This is a genomic window from Devosia nitrariae (assembly GCF_030160115.1).
In the GTDB taxonomy this organism is placed as follows: Bacteria; Pseudomonadota; Alphaproteobacteria; order Rhizobiales; family Devosiaceae; genus Devosia; species Devosia nitrariae.
On sequence record NZ_BSNS01000007.1, the window covers coordinates 83,028 to 100,785 of the forward strand.

The 17,758-nt window shown below is 64.7% G+C and carries 17 protein-coding genes and 1 pseudogene; 3 read left to right on the top strand and 15 right to left on the bottom strand.

Features of this window, described 5'->3' with window-relative positions; all coding sequences use genetic code 11:
• The first annotated feature begins 108 nt into the window (after window positions 1-108).
• Complete coding sequence (locus tag QQK18_RS05600; RefSeq protein ID WP_284339319.1) at window positions 109-1,743, top strand: acyl-CoA dehydrogenase family protein; 1,635 nt, start codon at window positions 109-111, stop codon at window positions 1,741-1,743.
• 14 nt (window positions 1,744-1,757) lie between these two features.
• On the opposite strand, the pseudogene QQK18_RS27505 reads toward QQK18_RS05600, so the two are convergent.
• Window positions 1,758-1,829, bottom strand: a pseudogene (locus QQK18_RS27505) (winged helix-turn-helix transcriptional regulator); the annotation flags it as partial.
• 139 nt (window positions 1,830-1,968) lie between these two features.
• Between QQK18_RS27505 and QQK18_RS05605 the strand changes: the two are divergent.
• Window positions 1,969-2,763: an alpha/beta fold hydrolase gene (locus tag QQK18_RS05605; protein WP_284339320.1), complete on the top strand. Its 795-nt coding sequence runs from the start codon at window positions 1,969-1,971 to the stop codon at window positions 2,761-2,763.
• A gap of 19 nt (window positions 2,764-2,782) precedes the next feature.
• Window positions 2,783-3,184: a VOC family protein gene (locus QQK18_RS05610; protein ID WP_284339321.1), complete on the top strand. Its 402-nt coding sequence runs from the start codon at window positions 2,783-2,785 to the stop codon at window positions 3,182-3,184.
• Window positions 3,185-3,280: 96 nt separating this feature from the next.
• Here the strand turns inward: QQK18_RS05610 and dgoD are convergent, their stop codons facing one another.
• From dgoD to QQK18_RS05680, 14 genes are all read right to left on the bottom strand, one after another.
• Window positions 3,281-4,429: a galactonate dehydratase gene (gene dgoD, locus QQK18_RS05615; RefSeq protein ID WP_284339322.1), complete on the bottom strand. Its 1,149-nt coding sequence runs from the start codon at window positions 4,427-4,429 to the stop codon at window positions 3,281-3,283.
• Between the two features lie 22 nt (window positions 4,430-4,451).
• The gene (locus tag QQK18_RS05620) at window positions 4,452-5,378 is read right to left on the bottom strand and encodes a dihydrodipicolinate synthase family protein (RefSeq protein WP_284339323.1); all 927 of its coding nucleotides are present in this window, start codon (window positions 5,376-5,378) and stop codon (window positions 4,452-4,454) included.
• Between the two features lie 48 nt (window positions 5,379-5,426).
• Window positions 5,427-6,443 carry an NAD(P)-dependent oxidoreductase gene (locus tag QQK18_RS05625; RefSeq protein WP_284339324.1) on the bottom strand — a complete coding sequence of 339 codons (1,017 nt, stop codon included), beginning with the start codon at window positions 6,441-6,443 and terminating at the stop codon, window positions 5,427-5,429.
• Window positions 6,433-7,110 (bottom strand): GntR family transcriptional regulator, encoded by a 678-nt coding sequence (locus QQK18_RS05630; protein ID WP_284339326.1) that lies wholly within the window; start codon window positions 7,108-7,110, stop codon window positions 6,433-6,435. The genes QQK18_RS05625 and QQK18_RS05630 overlap by 11 nt, the downstream gene beginning before the upstream one ends.
• Window positions 7,107-8,609: a tripartite tricarboxylate transporter permease gene (locus QQK18_RS05635; protein ID WP_284339327.1), complete on the bottom strand. Its 1,503-nt coding sequence runs from the start codon at window positions 8,607-8,609 to the stop codon at window positions 7,107-7,109. The genes QQK18_RS05630 and QQK18_RS05635 overlap by 4 nt, the downstream gene beginning before the upstream one ends.
• A complete protein-coding gene (locus QQK18_RS05640; RefSeq protein ID WP_284339328.1) occupies window positions 8,600-9,094 on the bottom strand; it encodes a tripartite tricarboxylate transporter TctB family protein in 495 nt (164 codons plus the stop codon). The genes QQK18_RS05635 and QQK18_RS05640 overlap by 10 nt, the downstream gene beginning before the upstream one ends.
• A gap of 65 nt (window positions 9,095-9,159) precedes the next feature.
• Window positions 9,160-10,122 carry a Bug family tripartite tricarboxylate transporter substrate binding protein gene (locus QQK18_RS05645; protein WP_284339329.1) on the bottom strand — a complete coding sequence of 321 codons (963 nt, stop codon included), beginning with the start codon at window positions 10,120-10,122 and terminating at the stop codon, window positions 9,160-9,162.
• Window positions 10,123-10,379: 257 nt separating this feature from the next.
• Complete coding sequence (locus QQK18_RS05650; RefSeq protein WP_284339330.1) at window positions 10,380-11,204, bottom strand: class I SAM-dependent methyltransferase; 825 nt, start codon at window positions 11,202-11,204, stop codon at window positions 10,380-10,382.
• 27 nt (window positions 11,205-11,231) lie between these two features.
• Entirely contained in the window at window positions 11,232-12,191 is a 960-nt protein-coding gene (locus QQK18_RS05655; protein ID WP_284339331.1) for an ABC transporter permease, read from the bottom strand.
• A complete protein-coding gene (locus QQK18_RS05660) occupies window positions 12,191-13,132 on the bottom strand; it encodes an ABC transporter permease (protein ID WP_284339332.1) in 942 nt (313 codons plus the stop codon). The genes QQK18_RS05655 and QQK18_RS05660 overlap by 1 nt, the downstream gene beginning before the upstream one ends.
• On the bottom strand, window positions 13,129-14,598 hold the full coding sequence (locus QQK18_RS05665) for an ATP-binding cassette domain-containing protein (protein ID WP_284339333.1): 1,470 nt from the start codon (window positions 14,596-14,598) through the stop codon (window positions 13,129-13,131). Before QQK18_RS05665 ends, QQK18_RS05660 begins: the two co-directional genes overlap by 4 nt.
• Window positions 14,599-14,616: 18 nt before the next feature.
• Window positions 14,617-15,624 (bottom strand): ABC transporter substrate-binding protein, encoded by a 1,008-nt coding sequence (locus QQK18_RS05670; protein ID WP_284339334.1) that lies wholly within the window; start codon window positions 15,622-15,624, stop codon window positions 14,617-14,619.
• A 187-nt stretch (window positions 15,625-15,811) separates the two neighbouring features.
• Complete coding sequence (locus QQK18_RS05675; protein WP_284339335.1) at window positions 15,812-17,170, bottom strand: sensor histidine kinase; 1,359 nt, start codon at window positions 17,168-17,170, stop codon at window positions 15,812-15,814.
• The gene (locus tag QQK18_RS05680) at window positions 17,167-17,721 is read right to left on the bottom strand and encodes a putative pterin-binding protein (RefSeq protein ID WP_284339336.1); all 555 of its coding nucleotides are present in this window, start codon (window positions 17,719-17,721) and stop codon (window positions 17,167-17,169) included. The genes QQK18_RS05675 and QQK18_RS05680 overlap by 4 nt, the downstream gene beginning before the upstream one ends.
• Window positions 17,722-17,758 lie beyond the last annotated feature (37 nt).

Consider the following 17,758-nt stretch of genomic DNA (forward strand, 5'->3'; position numbering starts at 1 on the left):
GCAAGCGAAGTTTACAGGCGACCGGGAATGGCGAAAAATGCCGAGAATCTATCGTGTCGATGCCGCATCAACATCGGCAGAATGCAGATGCCTCGCCGGGAGGACGTCATGGAGCCTCGCGCCAAACATGAAACCCTTACCGTCTTGAACCAGCCTGAGCCCCCTGTCGGGCTGCCGCTCTGGGAGGGCGACGCGCCGCTGCGCGCTGAAATCGCCCGGCTGGCCCCCGCCCATGCGGCGCACCTGGCAAGTTTTGCGGCAAGCATTGGTTCCGTCGAAGCCCTCGAGCAGGGCCGTGCCGCCAACCGTTTCCCGCCCGAGCTCAGGACGTTCGACCGCACTGGCCGCCGCATCGACGAGGTCGAGTTCCATCCGGCCTACCACGCCCTGATGCACCTCGGCCTCGAGGCCGGCTACAGTGCCCTGCCCTGGACCGCGACCGAGAGCGGCGGCCACACCGCCCATGCGGCGATGGTCTATCTGCTGACCCAGGTCGAGCCGGGCGTCTGCTGCCCGATGACCATGACCTATGCAGCCGTGCCGGCCCTTGCTGCAACACCCGCGCTTGCCGAGCGCTGGCGTCCCGGCGCCCTCGCCGCCCGCTACGATCCGAGCTCGCGGCCGGCATCGGAAAAGTCCGGCCTCACCATCGGCATGGCGATGACCGAAAAGCAGGGCGGCTCGGACCTGCGTGCCAATACCACGAGGGCAGAGCCCGACGGCGACGGCTACCGGCTCTTTGGCCACAAATGGTTCTGTTCGGCGCCGATGTCGGACGCCTTCCTGACGCTCGCGCAGACGCCAGAGGGCCTCACCTGTTTCGTGACACCGCGCTGGCAGCCCGACGGCACGCGCAACCCCATTCACCTGATGCGTTTGAAGGACAAGCTCGGCAACCGCGCCAATGCCTCGGCCGAGATCGAGTATCACGGCGCCTGGGCCGAACGACTCGGTGAGCTCGGCAGGGGCGTTCCCACCATCATCGAAATGGTCCACCACACAAGGCTCGACACCGCTATGGCCCCCGCCGGCCTGATGCGCCGCGCGCTCGTCGAAGCCGCCTGGTGGACCCGCAACCGCGCAGCTTTCGGGAAGCCCCTGATCGACCAACCCCTGATGCAGGCTGTCCTTGCCGACCTGACGCTCGATTGGCTGGGCGCGCTTGCCATAGGCCTGCGCGTAGTCCAAGCCTTCGACAACGGCGCCGATCCCACGGAACGCGCCTTCGCCCGCATTGCCGTGGCGCTCGCCAAATACTGGTCCAACAAGCGCTGTTCGGCCGTGGTCATCGAAGCGATGGAATGCCTCGGAGGCTCCGGCTACGTCGAGGAAAGCCCCCTGCCCTGGCTCTATCGCGAGGCACCGCTCAATGCCATCTGGGAAGGATCGGGCAACATCGTCTGCCTCGACGTCATGCGAACCCTCGACCGCGCCCCGCAGGCTATGGCGGCGCTCAAGGCCGAACTCGACCTCGCCAAGGGCACAAACCGCGATTTCGACGCGGCCTGCGCAGTAACGCTCGATCGCTATGCCTCCGGCGTTTCCGAAGGTGAGGCCCGCCACTTCGTCGAGGTCCTGGCCTTGCTCCTCCAATCCAGCCTGCTCTTGCGCCACGGGAATCCACTGGCCGCCGAGGCCTTCATCCGAACCCGCCTTTCCGGCGACTGGGGCCGCACCTTCGGCACCCTGCCGCAGGGCGTGGACGCCCAGCGGATAGCGGCGATGATCGAGGGTGATACGTAGGCTGGAGCGGATTGCAGGCTCCATCTGTCGCCGAACACCTCCAGCGAAAGATTTAGCGGGCAGCCGGAGCGGTGATCGTTATTCATCAATCGATTCCAAAACGGGTTGCATCGCTGCATCTATGATCCTAATATGCAACTGGTTGTGAAACACTACTAATAGACGGGAACGAGATGTGCTTGTTGGACTAACCTGCGGGATCACTATTTTGCCGGAGCCGACCATTTGACCAGTCAAGCCATTTCCACTGACGGCACCATCATCGCCTTCGATCGCATCGGCGCGGGGGCGCCAGTGGTCCTGGTCCATGGCACTACCGGCTATCGCGCCATCTCACCGAAGATGACCGCACTGGCCGAACGCCTCTCGCAAAAATTCACCGTCCTGCACTATGACCGGCGCGGCCGTGGCGCCAGTGGCGACACGGCCCCTTATGCCGTCGCGCGCGAAATCGAGGACCTTGCCGCCCTGCTCGCCACCACCGGGCCGGCGGCTCTGGTGGGCTTCTCGTCAGGCGGGGTGCTCGCCGCCGAAGCCGCTGCGGCAGGCCTGCCGATCACCCGTCTCGTCCTCTACGAACCCGCCATCATTCTCGAAAATCCGCCTCGCCCGTTGCCGCCCGATTATGTCGAAACCCTTGATCGCCTTCTTGCCGCCGGCGACCGCGATGGCGCCTCGCAATATTTCCTCATGACCGTAATGGGCATTCCAAAACCCGAGATCGAAAAGGTCCGCACCGGCGGCACCTGGCACATCCTCACCGGCATCGCTCACACCCTGCCCTATGACGGACGCATCATCACCAGCGCTTTCCCCAGCTTCGCCGTGCCGGTTCGCTGGGAAGCCATCACGCAACCGACCCTGATTGTCGACGGCAGCGAATCCTCGGCCAAAAACCATCCGTCCGCCGATGCCATCGCTGCGATAATTCCCCATGCGTCGCGTGAAACGCTCGCCGGCCAGCACCATGATGTGTCCATTGACGCAATCGCCCCCGCCATCGAACACTTTCTCGCCTGAACCATCGCTTGGAGGTCCTATGCGCTACACCGGCATTTCCGCCAGCTACGCCGTCGACGATGTCCCCCGCGCCCTGGCATTTTATCGCGATATCCTGGGCCTTGATGTCGGCCTCGTACCGCTTGGCATCGAGGGTGCCGACGTGCCCCAGGGTATGGAGGTGCGGCTGCCCGACGGCCACAGGTTCGTCGTCTATCCGAGCCTGCACTACCGGCCTGCCGAATTTACCGTGTTGAGCCTGAAGACTCCCGATATCGAAAGCGCCGTCGATGAACTCATCGCCAAGGGAGTGGTCTTCGAGCAGTACGACGTCCCAAGAACCGACGCCAAGGGCATTCACCGCGACCCGAGGGTCAAACCGGTGGCGTGGTTCCGCGACCCCGCCGGTAACATCATCGGCCTCCACCAGGACTCGGACTGAACGAAATCGGTCGCCATCGACGGTAAGCCGCTATCTTACCCGGGGCGATCAAAGAGTCACCGCTTGACCCCAGGGTGTCGGATCCGGTGGCGCTTCTTACCACTCAGCAATCGAACCGTCTTTGTGTCTCCAGACCGGCGCGCGCCAGCGATGGCCGGTTTGTGCGGCACGTGCCACGGCCGCCTCGTCGACCTCGATGCCGAGTCCGGGACCCTTGGGGATTGCCAGCATGCCGTCCTCGAAGGTGAAACCGTGGCCTGGCAAGGTGTAGTCGCCGAGATCCCCCTTATGGTTGTAGTGGATACCGAGGCTCTGCTCCTGGATGAAGGCATTGTGGCAGATGGCATCGACCTGCAGAGATGCCGCCAACGCGATCGGGCCGAGCGGACAATGGGGTGCAAAGGCGACGTCATAGGCTTCCGCCCAATGGCCGATGCGGACCATTTCGGAGATGCCGCCGACATGGGCGGTGTCGGGGTTGATCACCTGTGCCGCGCGCAGCTCAAACACGCGCTTGAAGTCATAGCGGCTGTGCAGTCGTTCGCCGATGCAAAGCGGAATGCTTGTGGTTCGCGCGAGGTCGGCCATCGTCTCGACCATGGCTGATACGACGGCGTCCTCCACGAACATCGGACGCAGCGGTTCGAGTTCCCTAAGCAGCACCCGCGCCATTGGCGCATGCACGCGGCCGTGGAAATCGAAGGCGAGGTCCATGCTCGACCCGACCGCTTCGCGCAGGTCGTTGAGGGTGCTTATGATGCCGTCGACCTTGGCATAGGTGTCGACGATCTGCAGTTCCGAGCAGATGTTGAACTTGCATGCATCGTAGCCCTTGTCGCGTAACGCAAGGGCGCCCTCGATCAACTGGGCGGGCCTGTCGCCTCCGATCCAGCAGTAGGTTCGCACCTTGTCGCGCACTGGTCCGCCGAGAAGCTCGTAGACCGGCACCCCGAGCGCGCGGCCCTTGATGTCCCAAAGCGCCATGTCGAGTCCCGAAATGGCGCTCATCAGCACCGGCCCACCGCGATAACAGCCATTGCGATACAGCATCTGCCAGATGTCTTCGACACGGCGCGGATCGAGCCCGACCACGAAGTCGGCGAGCTCGGAAATCTTCGTGGCCAACGTCTCGGCATGCCCTTCGAGCACCGGCTCGCCCCAGCCCGATATGCCTTCGTCGGTCTCGACCTTGAGGAACAGCCAGCGTGGCGCGACTGCATAGGTGCGGAGCGCGGTGATCTTCATTCCTGTGAGCCCTGTCGTGACATTACGATTTGAGAACCGACGCCAGTCGCGCGTCCCAGCCGGAGGTGTCGATCCCCAGCCCGCGCGCATGGCCTTCCAGCGCCTTCAGCCCGAACTCTGTGGGCGCCATGGCCCCGGCGCGCTGGTGGAAGGCGATCTCGTGGCGGAGGCAAAACAGCAGCTTGCCATAGGTCGTCAGCGCCTCGAGCGATTGCAGCACGAAAGTCGCCATCGGCAGTACGCGCGCATAAACGTCGCGCGCTTCTTCTTCGCGCCCGGCGCTCATGTGGTCCCACAGCGCGACGAGGTAGTCGGCACATTCCGGCGCCGGGATATGCCCCGCGACCCCGGCTGTCATGCAGTCGACAAGCTCGATGCCGCCGCGTCCCGACAACACCTGCGCGCGCCCTGCGAGCCGCGCGACGAGCTCGGCGGTCTCCGTTGCGGAAACCTCCTGCTTGACCCCGATGACCCGCTTGTGCCGCGCTGCAAGATCGGCGATCGCCTCGACGCTCAGCCCCACCCCGAGGAACTGCGGCATGTTCTGGAGTGCCGCCGGCAGCGGCGAGGCCTCGAGCACGCGCGAGAACGCGGCAACGAGACCCGTCTCGTCGGTGACGCTGGCAGGTGGCTGCAACACCGCCCAGTCGGCGCCGGCTGCCGCCGCGTGGTTCACGCGTTCGATCTGATCGTCGGGTGTCTGCCCGAAGATCGTCACGCCCAGCGGCACGCGCCCCGCGATGTCCGCGACGCACCATTCGACGATCTGGCGCTGCTGGTCGTCGCTGAGAAACCGCACCTCTGTCGCCAGCCCGAGCGCAACGATGCCCACCGCGCCCTGCGCGATGCACACCTCGATCTGGCGCCGCATGGCCTGCCGGTCCAGATCCCCCGTTGCATCAAACAAGGCATAGATGATCGGATGGACGCCCCTGGGCAACAGCGACACTCTTTAACCTCCTGAAGCGGCGCACCCGAGCGGGTCGCCGGTTTTGAATCACGCCGAGCGCGTACCGGTGGCCACGACGTTGATCAATGGCTCGTCAACTGCCGCGCGCCTGAGATTTTCCGCAATGACGGCGACGCGCCGCGACACGGTGCCTTGGGTCCATCCTGATATGTGCGGCGACATCACGACGTTCGCCAGCCCGGCAAAGTCGAAACGCGACGGAGCAAGGTCCGCATCGTCGAGCTGGTCGGGATAGCGGTACCAGACATCGATCACCGCGCCACCAAGCGCCCCGTTCGACAGCGCTTCAAATAGCGCTTCCTCGTCGACGACCGGTCCGCGGGCAACGTTGACGAGCACGCCCTCGGGCCCGAGCGCGGCCAGGGCCGCCTTACCGATCAGCCCTTTGGTCTCGGGCGTCAGGGCCACGGCGATCACGGCGAAATCGCACTGCGCCAGCACCTGCGGAACCGCATCGAGCCCGAAGCGCGCATCGACGTGATCGTCGAAGGCCGAGGGACTGCGATTGGCTGCCACCACCTTCACGTCGAGCGCACGCAGCATGCGCGCCAGATCGCGCCCGATGCCGCCATAGCCGACGATGCCGACAGTCGAGCCGCGCAGCTCACGATGCGGCTTGCCGCCGAACCGGCTCGACCGCGCCCACGATCCGGCACGAAACTCGGCATCGGCAGCACGCAGCCGATGGCACCAGTCGAGCATCTGCGCCAGGCAGTATTCGGCCACCGCACTCTCATGCCCGCCAACATTGGCGATCTCGGCCGAGGCCGGCACATGTGCGACGTCAACACCGTCCCAACCGATGCCGGGCACCTGCAACAAACGCAAGCCGTCGGACAGCGGTAAGTGTTCAGCCGTGTTGACCGCGATCACGGCGAAGGCATCGGCGAACGCCTCGGCCATCCGCTCCGGCGGTAGATCGGCCGGTACGTGGGCGATCTCGAAACCGTCGCCGAGCCGCTCGGCGATAGCGTCGAGCCTGTCGGCGAAGGCGTTGCCGTAGATGACGATACGCCGCGCACCCGATCCTGGATCAGAGGCCATTGCCCAGGCCCTTTTCGGCGCACAGCTGCTTCAGCTCGTCGACCGCGTCGAGCAGTTCGTCCAACGCGGCAAGGCTTGCCGGCACATCGCCGGCCACCACTGCCTCGATCAGCCGCTGATGCTTCGGCCCGGTCACGTTGAACCCGGCGCCGTCGATCCGCCCCAGCGCGAAGCCCATGCGACGGCTGACGCTGTGCAGCGGCTGGGCAACCTTGGCCGCCACCGGATGACGCGCCGCCGCGTTGAGCGTCTTGTTCAGCATGTTGTCGGTGCGGATGAATGCCAGCGCGTCGCCGCGATCCGTCGCGCCCTGGAAGGCCGCGCGCAGGCTGTCCAGCCGGCGCCGGTCTCGGTCGTCCGAATAGCGCGCCGCGCGCTCGACGATCAGGCGCTCGACGTGGCGCCGCACCTCCAGCGTCATCAGGATGACGTCGAAGTCCATCGGGGCGATCAGGATGCCGTTGCGTGGCAGGATCTCGATCAGGAACCCCTGTGCCAGCCGCAGCAGGGCCTCGCGTACCGGTGTCCGGCCAAAGCCGGTCAACTGCCCGAGCGAGGCCTCGGTCACCCGGCTCCCCGGCGCCAGTTCAAGCGTGACGATCTTCTCTTCTATGACCTGGAACGCGGCGTCGGCGAGGCTTTCGGATGCGGAACTGACGTGTCTCATGCGGTCCGGACATCCTCGGGTTTGAATTTGCGCCAGATGTAGAGCGCCATCGGAGCAAGGCAGATCACGGCCGTCAGCGTCGCCAGCCCCATTGAGAGCGGACGCTCGACGAAGGCCAGCGCGTTCCCGCGCGCCCGGATCAAGGAATTGAGGAACGTCTCCTCCAGCATCGGTCCCAGCACCAGCCCGAGAATGGCCGGCGCCAGAGGATACTGATGTTTCTCCATCACGAAAGCCACGAGTCCGAGGACCAGCATGGTCATGATCGCGAAGTGCGTGTTCTCGACGGCGAACGCGCCGATGATGCAGAAGGCGAGCACCGAGGGCATCAGCATGTGGCGCGGAGCACGGATCACCCGCTGAAAGGCGCTGGTGGCCAGCAGGCCGAGTGGCACCATCATGATGTTGGCGATGAGAAACGCCACGAACACGGTATTGATCAGCAGCGCATTCTCGAGGAACACCGTCGGTCCGGGGTTGAGGCCCTTGAGGAAGAAGACGCCAATGATGATCGCGGTCAGGCTGTCACCGGGAATCCCGAAGACGGTCGCCGGGATCAGCGCACCACCCACCGCCGCATTGTTCGAGGTCGTCGGCGCGACCAATGCGTCGGGCACGCCGGTTCCGTACTTGTCGCCGATTTTGGAGAAGCGCTTCGAGATCGCATAGGAGATGTAGGCGGCAATGTCGGCGCCGGCACCTGGGATGGCGCCGACCACCACCCCGACCGCCGATCCCTGCACCAGATCGCGCTTGAGGCGGGCGAGGGTCGAGCCGACACCGGACAGAAGGTTGCCGAGTGCCTGCACCGGCGGCGGCGAGATTTCGCCCGGCGAGAGGGCATAGCGCAGGACCTCGGGGATGGCGAACATGCCGATCAGCACCGGAATGAAGGCGAGGCCGCCGACGAGGTTGTCGTTGCCGAAGGTCAGGCGCACCTGGCCGGAAACCGGATCGAGACCGACCTGGGCGATGGCCAGACCAAGCATCAGGCTGATCCCGCCCTTGTACCACTTGCCCCCGCTGACGGCGACGGCAGCGGTCAGCCCGAGGCAGGCGAGCCAGAACTTTTCGTAGCTCGAGAACTGCAGGGCAATCCGGGCAATGGCGGGCGCCGCCCCGATGAGCACCAGCGCGCCGACGACACCGCCGATGGCCGAACAGATCACGCAAAGGCCGAGCGCAAGTCCCCCCTGGCCCCGGCGCACCATCAGGTAGGCATCATCGACATAGGCCGCCGATGCCGGCGTACCGGGAATACGCAACAGGGCGCCGGGCAGGTCCCCGGCAAAGATCGCCATGGCGGCAAGTGTCATCACGCCGGCGAGGGCCGGCACGGGATCGAGAAAGAAGGCGATGGGGATGACGAGCGCCACCGCCATCGAGGCGCTGAGTCCCGGTATGGCGCCCATGGTCAGGCCGTAGACCGCAGCCCCCAGCATGATGAGCAGGACCTGAGGTGAGAGCAGTTGCACGAAGGCCTGGCCGATCACCTCCATGTCAGGACGCCCGCGTAGTTTGTCAGGACGCCCCAAGGCAGGGTGACGCGCAGAATCTGGTAGAAGACAAGATGCAGAAGGATCGTGAGCGCCAGCCCGAGCAGGATCGAGCGCACCGGCTTGCCCGAAGCCAGGAACGTCAGCCCGCCGACGATCAGCGGCATGGTCAGCAGGAATCCGAGAACGGGGGCAAGGACGACATAGATCACCGGCGCTGCCGCAAAGGCGGCAAAAAGGATAATCCGGTGCCGGTCCAGCTGCTCGCGCGGCTCGCCCTGCGTCGCACCCGCCTCGACTGCAGGAGCACGCACCGCATCGAACGCGGCAAATCCTGCCAGGACAATCATCGTCCAGCCGACGATCGTGGGGAACAGCGCCGGCCCGAACTCGATATGCGCCACCGGCTCAAGGCTTGCTGTACTGACGATCAGGGTGGCACCGAGCAGCCCGAAGCCGCCCGCGACGGCCAGTTGGCTGAGTTGCATCGCCGTCCTCCTCCATGTGCCGCTGCCGGCGGGCCCCGCCTTATGAGGCGGGACCCGGGCGCTCGTTATAGCCCGAGAACGCGGACCAGTTCACGAACGCTCGTCTCTTCCTCAGCCATGAATTCACCGAACTCATCGGCATCGCGCCAGCGCAGGCCAAATCCGCGTTCGGTCATCGCGCTCTGGAACTCAGGATCGTTGTAGACCGCTTCGAGCGCAGCTTTCAGTTGTTCGGTGACGTCATCGGGCAGGCCTGCCGGACCGACCAGGCCCCGCCAGGCGCCGAGCTCGAGCACCATGCCGGTTTCTTCCTCGAGCGTGGGAATGTCCGGGAAGGCGGCAAGCCGCTCGGTGCCGAACACGGCGAGGCCCCGCACCAGCCCAGACTCGATCAGCGATCCGGCCTCGGGCACCGAGCTCGGCACCACGTCGAAGCCGCCGGCCACCATCTCCTGCAGCGCCGCCGCGGCACCCTGCCCCGAGATCATGCGCACTTGCGACAGGTCGACCTCGTAAGCGTCGAGCAGCGAGGCGAAGGCCAGCGGCCAGGAGCCGCCGCACCCGCCGCCGCAGGCGATGTCATAGGCGGCCGGGTCGGCTTTGATGGCATCGAGCGCCTGATTGATGTCGGTCCATTCGGAATCGGTGCGCACATGGAAGCCGGCAGGGTCGAAGTTGAACTGGCCGATCGGCGTCATGTCCTCGGCATCGAAATCGCCCTGCCCCATGGGGCTGTAATGGGCGAAATTGTAGATGACGCCGAGCGTGTAGCCATCCGGCTCCGCTGTCACGATCGAGGTGAACCCGACGACGCCGCCGCCCTGGCCCTGGTTCACAACGTTGACTGGCTGGCCCAGTTCACGCTCGAGCCCGATCGCCAACAGGCGCGCCGTGGCATCGGTGCCGCCGCCCGCGCCGGCTGGTGCAATCAAGGTGATCGGCCGCTCGGGATATTGCGCTACCGCCGGTCCGACAACAGAAAAACTCGCTGCCAGCAGCATGCCGACACCAAATCCGATGGTCTTCATATCAACTCCTCCACTCTGATATGCGTTGATATATTAGAACCGAGTGCGGCGTCAACCTGCGGTGAGGACCGCAGGTGGGCGGCCTGGAGCACCTGTCTTCTCGGATATGGAGGTGCGGGCTTTTGTGGTCTCGGGTGCTGCCTGTGACGCCACCGAGCGAGCACTATTGGTCCCAGCGCGCAAACCGAGACGGTGCGCGACTGGGAGAGGTCATTGCCTGAGCAGGGATGCCCCATGTTCGAGGCTGGCACGACGTCTCAGGGTTTGTGCGCCATGATCGACCATGCCATGGGCAAGCGCACGTGACCGTCCGGCAATCTGAACATACCCTTGTCCCTGCCGGGCACCATGTTGGAGAACATCATCCAGGGGATTTCATCGTGCTCGTGGACGAAGTCGATTACGAGGCCCGCGCCAACAAGAGCATTGAGCACATCACCGAGGGAATGCTGCCACTCATACGTCCTGATGTTGCGGAGTTTCTCCGGCGAGCCGGTATAGGTGACCTCGACGTCATTGCTGACGGGTGCCCCTCGAGCCGCCCGGTAGTCGAAGTGGAGTTCGATGCCGCCATCCGGGGCATCCTCGAAGAGGTGCGCGACAGGGTGTGAGTCGGCGAAATAGAACTGCCCGCCGGGACGTAGCACACCGGCAACGGCACTCGCCCATGCGCGGAGATCGTCGAGCCAGGTGATCGTTCCCCAACTGGTGAAGACGAGATCGTAGCTCTCGCCGAGAAGAGCGACGGCGTCGTAGACGCTGCCCTCGACGAAGCGCGCCTCGAGCCCGGCCCGGCGTGCCAGGTCCCTGGCGCGGATGAGCGCGCGACCCGAAAAATCAAGACCGGTGACCGAAGCGGCGCCCAACAGTTTCACCGACAGGGTGTCGGTGCCGATATGGCACTGAAAGTGGGCAACACTCTTGCCGTCCAACGCGGGCAACTCACGCCTTTCGATGGCGGTTAGGACAGGCCGTCCCGCGACCACGTCGTCGATGCGGTAAAAGCCGGTTTCGTCGCGGTAATGGATGTCCGCGCGTTCGTCCCAATTGGCCCGATTGGCATCAGCATGCGACCGATCCACGATGTCCCCCCATGGTCAGATGGCTCCTCAGCTGGTGCTGCTGCCTTCTCCCAGTCTGCGGCTTGCCGCGATGATCACGGCGATGATGATAACGCCGGTGAGAAACAGGCGGACACCGGCGCTGGCACCGTAGGTATTGAGCATCGACACGACCAGGAACAGGAACAGCGACGCGCCCCAGATGCCGGGGACGTTGGCGAAGCCCCCGGCGACGGCCGTGCCGCCAATGACCACGACCGCAATGGACGTGAGCAGATACTCCGCACCCATGTTGAGCGCGGCGCCGCCCGAAAAGCAGCTGAGGAGGAACCCAGCGAGCGCCGCGAGCACGGCGCAAAGCACGTAGGTTGCAACACGAACGCCATCGACGGGCACGCCGGCCAGACGCGCAGCGCGCATGTTCTGGCCGATGGCCGACACCCAGCGCCCATAAATGCCGCGCTCGAGCAAGACCCAGGCGACGATCGATATTGCCAACGCAAGCCAGGCGACATTGGGGATGCCGAGGGTGCTGGCCGTCGTGAATTCGGCGAGCACCCGCGGCGGCTTGATACGAATACCGCGGTTGTACCAGATCGCGGTCGACTGGATGATGAAGCTCGAGGAAAGCGTCGCGATAATGGGCGGGATGCGTAAGAGTTTGATCAGGGTGTAATTGCCGATGCCGACGGTCACGCCAACGGCGAGAGTGACGAGAATGCCGACCGCGATGAGGCCATTATTGGTGTCCATGAGCTTGAGCGCCACGGTACCCGCCAGCGTCATGGTCGAGGGGATGGAGAGGTCGACATTACCGGGCCCGAGCGTAATGACGAACATCTGCCCCAGCCCCACGATGATCGAGAAGGCCGCAAAGGTCAGTGCCGCCTGGGTGAGGCCGAGGGTCGAGGCGCCGGCGGTGAAGAGGATCGTGACCATCCAGACGCCGGCGGCAGCCACGAACGACCAGATCCAGGGTTTGGCCAGCATGGCCTTGATGGCGGCCATCAGTGAGCCACCCGCGCTTCGCGCCGGGTGAGGACCAGACGCAGAGCCAGCACGATGATCAGGATCGCGCCCTGCGCGCCGATCTGCCAGTCGGGTGATATCCTGAGGAACGACAGGAAGGATGCCGCCAGGGTCAGAGTCAGTGCCCCGATGACGGCGCCGATCGGCGAGACCCGCCCCCCGACGAACTCCCCTCCCCCCAGGATCACCCCCGCAATGGAAAGGAGCGTGTAGCGCAGCGCGATGTTGGCGTCGGCGGAGGTGGTCAGACCTACCAACGACATGCCCGAGAGCACGGCAAAAAAACCCGCCATGGCATAGGCGGTGGCGCGAGCGCGCAACACCGACCAACCGGCGCGCTCAACCGTTCGTTCGTTGCCGCCGACACCGCGGAGCACCACGCCGAAGCTTGACCGCATCACCAGCCAGTGAGCAGCGGCCGCAATAATAACGCTGGCAACGATTGCCATCGGCACGAACGGTGGCTTCGAGGTCATGACCCAGCGGATCCACTCGGGCGCCGCCCCGCCGGGCGTGGGCAGCAGCAGTACGGCCAGGCCTCCCCAAACAAAGCTCATACCGAGCGTGACCACGATCGCAGGCAGGTTGCGCAGGTAAATCACAACGCCCAGCGCCCCGTAAATGGCGATGCAGCCAAAAAGGATCAGCGCTCCGACCAGCGGATCCGTTTGCAGGAAGGTCGCCGTGACGCAGGCGACGAAGCTGACGAAGGTGCCCATCGACAGATCGAGCCCGTTGACCATCATGATCAGCATCTGCGCAATGGTTGCGAGCGCGATTGGCACTGCCAAATTGAAGAGCAGGTTAAGCCCGGTGTAGCTCATCGTTCGCGGCTGCAGCCAGAACACGGCGATGAGCAGGACGGTAAGCGAGACGGCGGGCACGAGGAGACGCCAGCGCTCGGCGGTCAGCCAGGTCATGCAGCACCCCCGGCAAAGGAGGCGGCGAGTACGCGTTCTTCTGTCACATCCTCACCCGTGAGCTCGGCAACGATGCGGCCCTCGCGGAACACATAGACGCGGTCGCACTGGCAGACCTCGTCCATCTCGGTCGAATACCACACAAAGGTGCGGCCCTTGTCGGCCTCCACCCGCAGCATGTGATAGACCTCCTGCTTAGTGCCGATGTCGACGCCACGCATCGGATCGTCCATCAGAACCACCGGGGCGGTGGTGGCCAGCGCCCGCGCGAACAGAACCTTCTGCTGATTGCCGCCTGAGAGCGACAGGATCGGGTTGCCGAGGTCATTGGTGCGGATTTCCATCCGCTCCCGCCAATTGCCGGCAACGCTCGCCTCCTTGCGGCGATCGATGAGACCCAGGCGTGTGAGGTCGGGCAACAGCGTCAGCGTCAGGTTCTTGAGAGTGCTCCACAGCGGCAGGTTGCCATCCACGTGCCGATCGCCGGCAACGAAGGCGATTTTCGTCTGACGCCGCCCCCGCCAATCGCCGCCCGCATTCATGAACAGGGACACCAGCGTGCGCGTCTGCCCGTGACCACCCAGGCCCGCAAGCCCGAGTATCTCGCCGCGATAGGCTACAAAATCCATCGCCTCGGCATTGCCGAGCGCCCGCTGTTGCAGCACCGGTCCGCCCTCTGCCCCAGCCTCGAAAACTCTGCGGGCATCGCGTGCGCGCACAACGCTGCCCATCGCGCCAACGAGCGTATCGACCGAGAACTCCGCCGCCGGCCCGGACGCGACGACCTGGCCGTCCTTCATCACCACGATGCGGTCGGCGGTTGTGAGGATTTCGCTAAGGATGTGCGAGATCAGCACAACCGAGCCGCCTTCGGCAACGAAGCGCCGGATGTAGGCGAGGAGCTGGGCCGCCAGGCTCGAGTCGAGCGATGACGTCGGCTCGTCGAGGATCACCAGCCGCACGGCGTGATCGGATTGGGAGAATGCGGTGGCGATCTCCACCATCTGCCGCTCTGCGATCGAAAGCTCGGCAACGGTCTGGCCGCCGTCGATGCCGTGCCCCGGAAAGATCTCGTCGAGCTTGGCGCGGATAAGCGCGGCGGCGTTCCTCCGCCAACCCAGGCCTTTGATACCCGAGTGCATGATCCGTGTGTTCTCTGTCACCGTCAGGTTCGGGCAGAGCGAGAGTTCCTGGAACACGCACCGCAACCCGCTGGCGCGAGCGGCAACGACCGAGTATCGATCGGCGGCTAAACCCTCGAGGTGGATGGTCCCGGCATCGGGGGTGAGGCTGCCGTTGAGGATATTGACCAGCGTCGACTTGCCCGCGCCGTTGTGGCCGACAAGGCCAACGCACTCGCCACGCGCGACGCTAAAGCTCACCTCCGAGAGGGCACGGACGGCGCCGAAAGTCTTGCTGGCGCCGTCCACTGCGATGACCGGCTTCACGGCTGGATCGATGCTCATCGGCCGGTCCGGTATCGCTTACTCGCCTTCGATCACCTTGATGGCGTCTTCCTGAGAGTATTCTACATTGGCAACGCCCCCGGACGGCGTCGTCTCCAGGTTGGCCTCGAGCGTATCCTGGTCGATGCGCAGGAACGGCACGATCAGATCCTTGGGCACGTCCTTGCCATCGAGGATCTGCTGGGCCACCCAGAACGCGAGCGTCGAAACACCGGGCGCAATGGAAACCGACATGGTTTCATAGCCGCTGGCGTCTTTCTGCTCCTTCCACCAGGCGAGTTCGTCCTCGCGGTTGCCCATGATGATGATCGGCGTCGGCCGGCCGGCGGCCGCGAAGGCCTGAGCTGCACCATACCCGTCGCCGCCCTGGGTCACGACCCCAACGATGTCCTGCGGCAGGCTGGGCAGGATCCCCGCCACGGCCTTCTGCGCCACGTCCTGGGCCCAGTCGCCGTGGACGGAGCCCACGATCTCGAACTGGGGGTTCTCGGCCACGCCCTCATGGATACCGGCCGAAATCTCGTCGTCGACGAAGACGCCGGCAAGGCCGCGGATCTCGAGGAGCTTGCCGCCATCGGGCAGCGCGTCCTTGAGATACTCGATTTCGCTTTTGCCCATGCCTTTGAAGTCCACCGCGATGCGCCAGGCGCAAGGTTCGGTGACGATGCCGTCGAATGAGACGACGATGATGCCGGCATCGCACGCTTCCTTGACCGCCCCGTTGAGCGCGGTTGGCGACGCAGCGTTGAGCACGATCGCGTCATAGCCCTGGAGGATCAGGTTCTGGATCTGGGCTGCCTGCTCGGTGGCCTGGTTCTCGGCCGTCGTGAACGCGTCAGCCGCGGCAACGATGCCCGCTTCGACCGCCGGCTTGGTCACCGTGTCCCAGCTTTGCAGCATCGCCTGCCGCCAGGAGTTGCCGGCGTAGTTGTTCGACAGCGCAATCCTCTTGTCCGCCGTCTCGGCAAGCGCGGTACCCGACAACAGGGTCAGCGCAAGCGCGCTCACAATGAGTGACTTGTTCATGGTTCCTCCCTCTGCCCCTCTTGGGGCCCGGCGCCCCGAGCGCCACTGATATGTTAGCATGCGCCGAGGGCTTTCCAAGTGGCCACTTCCGGCGCACCTCTCCACCGAAAGCGTCTGACAGCGCGCCCGCTCCTTTGCGCGCGGGGGCGCAAATCGGATTCGGGAGAGGCTTTGGGACAGGCATCCTTCAACCTGCGCCCTCCGAGGCGAGCCTGGCCAGTTCCACCGGTCGATAGGGGAATATCAGGGTGAAGGTCGAACCTTTACCCTCGGTGCTGCGTACGTCGATCCGCCCGCCATGCAGCCCCATGATCTGCGACACGAAATTGAGGCCGATCCCTGTTCCCGGAATGCCTTCTGCCGTGCGGGCGCGGAAGAACCGCTCGCTGATGAACGCGATTTCGTCGGCAGGGATGCCCACACCGCGATCTTCGACACTGATCATCGCATCGCCGCCCTGCCTCTCGCCCCGAACGACGACCGATGCGCTTGCCGGCGAATATTTGAGGGCGTTGGAAACAAGATTGTGCACCGCTTGTTCCAGCAGGGTGTTGTCTGCCATGGCGAGCTTGGGCAGCGCGTCCAGCGACCGCTCGATCCGGTTCTGGTCTTCCTCGGGCTGATTCTCGCAAACGTACGTAATGAGCTTGTGGAGGTCGCAGACACGCGCGTGAAAGCTGATCTCACCCTGCTCGAGGCGCGCGGCGTTGAGCGTGCTCTCCATCAACCGCGTCAACCGCTGGCAGGCATTGCGGATCTTGGTGACGCGGGTGGTGATCTCTTCCGCCGACATGGCCGCCCCACGCCGAAGCATGCGTTGCGAGCTGGCATCGATGATGGATAGCGGTGTGCGGAACTGGTGTGAGACGACCGAGGTGAAGGCGCGATGCAGCCGCGAAACCTCCCGCTCGCGGTCCAATGCGGCTTCCGCACGGGCCATGCTCCGATGTCCGCGCGCGACGATAATAGCAACAAGAACGCCCGCCGCCAGGGTCGCGATGAGATAGCCGAGCACCTCGAACAGGATCTGCCGTCGGCTGTTACGCACCACTTCCTGTCTGTCGCGCCCATCCAGCATCCCGGCATTGGCGAAGTCCCGCATCGTCAGCGCAATCGACTGTGCGGCGGCGTGAAGCGCTGAAATTGCTTCAGCGTGGTCCGGCTGGAGGTCCGCCAGTTGCGCTCTCTGCACATCCAACGTCGCCCGCAGGCCTGCGATCTCGTCGTCATAGCCCATTGCCGCGACCCGATGGATCATCGAGCCTTCCTCGAAGAGGCGGACGCGGCTGTCGAGGAGGTCCAGGCGCAGATTGACCTCGTCACGCGGCACCCGTCCGGTCTCGAAGAGGAGCACCGCGTCGGCCAGTCGCATGGCTTCGTACTGGCCCTGGCTTGAAAACCAGATGACCCCTTCGGCAGGCTCCCCGCTCAGGCGATTCTCATTGACGGCGAGCCGTATGACGGCCGCCAGCAGGAGAACGAACAGCACTGTGAGGGCAAGGGCAGCGGCAAGAAACGGCCGCGACAACCACGGCCGCGCGCTCATTGCACCCGCAGCGCCTTGAGTTGCCAGACCCATCTGTCGTGCAGTCGTCGGTCCTGCAATGCGGGCTGATCGTCGCGCGGATAGACGATCCAGATCGGCCCCTTGGTACTGACGGGCATCTCCTCGCCGTTCATCTCGGTCGCCAGGAGCACGTCGTAATTCTGGAAGTCCTCCATCGGCACCTCGACGGTGTAGTCGTTGAGGGCAGAGGCCATGACCGTCACGCCTTGCGCCGCCACCCGCTCGAACAGGGTCCTGGCAAGGACACCCGTGAAGACCGGCACGCCGTCGGTCCATGGCGTCGTGGTCTTCACTTCGGTAAGGCCGAGATCGTAGAGCATCTGGCGATCGAATGCGGCGCCCTCCTGCGTATTGGTTACGCCGATATTGCCGCTGACCAGCAGAATGACCGGTCCCTGTGGCGCGGGCAGCGGCTCTTGAGCTTGGGCCGCTGCCGGTAGTTGCAGCAAGACCGCCAGGACCAGGCAGGAGAGAACCACGGCCCGGCGAACGCCTGCACGCGCCCAGTGCAGGCAAGAATTCGACTTCAACCAAGACATTTCCAACGCCTCAACAGTCTTCAAAGCC

Bases quoted from the DNA above. Each gene is read 5' to 3' on its own strand.
- QQK18_RS05600 (WP_284339319.1), top strand. From the start codon at position 109: ATGGAGCCTCGCGCCAAACATGAAACCCTTACCGTCTTGAACCAGCCT.
- QQK18_RS05610 (WP_284339321.1), top strand. From the start codon at position 2,783: ATGCGCTACACCGGCATTTCCGCCAGCTACGCCGTCGACGATGTCCCC.
- dgoD (WP_284339322.1), bottom strand. From the start codon at position 4,429: ATGAAGATCACCGCGCTCCGCACCTATGCAGTCGCGCCACGCTGGCTG.
- QQK18_RS05625 (WP_284339324.1), bottom strand. From the start codon at position 6,443: ATGGCCTCTGATCCAGGATCGGGTGCGCGGCGTATCGTCATCTACGGC.
- QQK18_RS05630 (WP_284339326.1), bottom strand. From the start codon at position 7,110: ATGAGACACGTCAGTTCCGCATCCGAAAGCCTCGCCGACGCCGCGTTC.
- QQK18_RS05635 (WP_284339327.1), bottom strand. From the start codon at position 8,609: ATGGAGGTGATCGGCCAGGCCTTCGTGCAACTGCTCTCACCTCAGGTC.
- QQK18_RS05640 (WP_284339328.1), bottom strand. From the start codon at position 9,094: ATGCAACTCAGCCAACTGGCCGTCGCGGGCGGCTTCGGGCTGCTCGGT.
- QQK18_RS05645 (WP_284339329.1), bottom strand. From the start codon at position 10,122: ATGAAGACCATCGGATTTGGTGTCGGCATGCTGCTGGCAGCGAGTTTT.
- QQK18_RS05655 (WP_284339331.1), bottom strand. From the start codon at position 12,191: ATGGCCGCCATCAAGGCCATGCTGGCCAAACCCTGGATCTGGTCGTTC.
- QQK18_RS05660 (WP_284339332.1), bottom strand. From the start codon at position 13,132: ATGACCTGGCTGACCGCCGAGCGCTGGCGTCTCCTCGTGCCCGCCGTC.
- QQK18_RS05665 (WP_284339333.1), bottom strand. From the start codon at position 14,598: ATGAGCATCGATCCAGCCGTGAAGCCGGTCATCGCAGTGGACGGCGCC.
- QQK18_RS05670 (WP_284339334.1), bottom strand. From the start codon at position 15,624: ATGAACAAGTCACTCATTGTGAGCGCGCTTGCGCTGACCCTGTTGTCG.
- QQK18_RS05675 (WP_284339335.1), bottom strand. From the start codon at position 17,170: ATGAGCGCGCGGCCGTGGTTGTCGCGGCCGTTTCTTGCCGCTGCCCTT.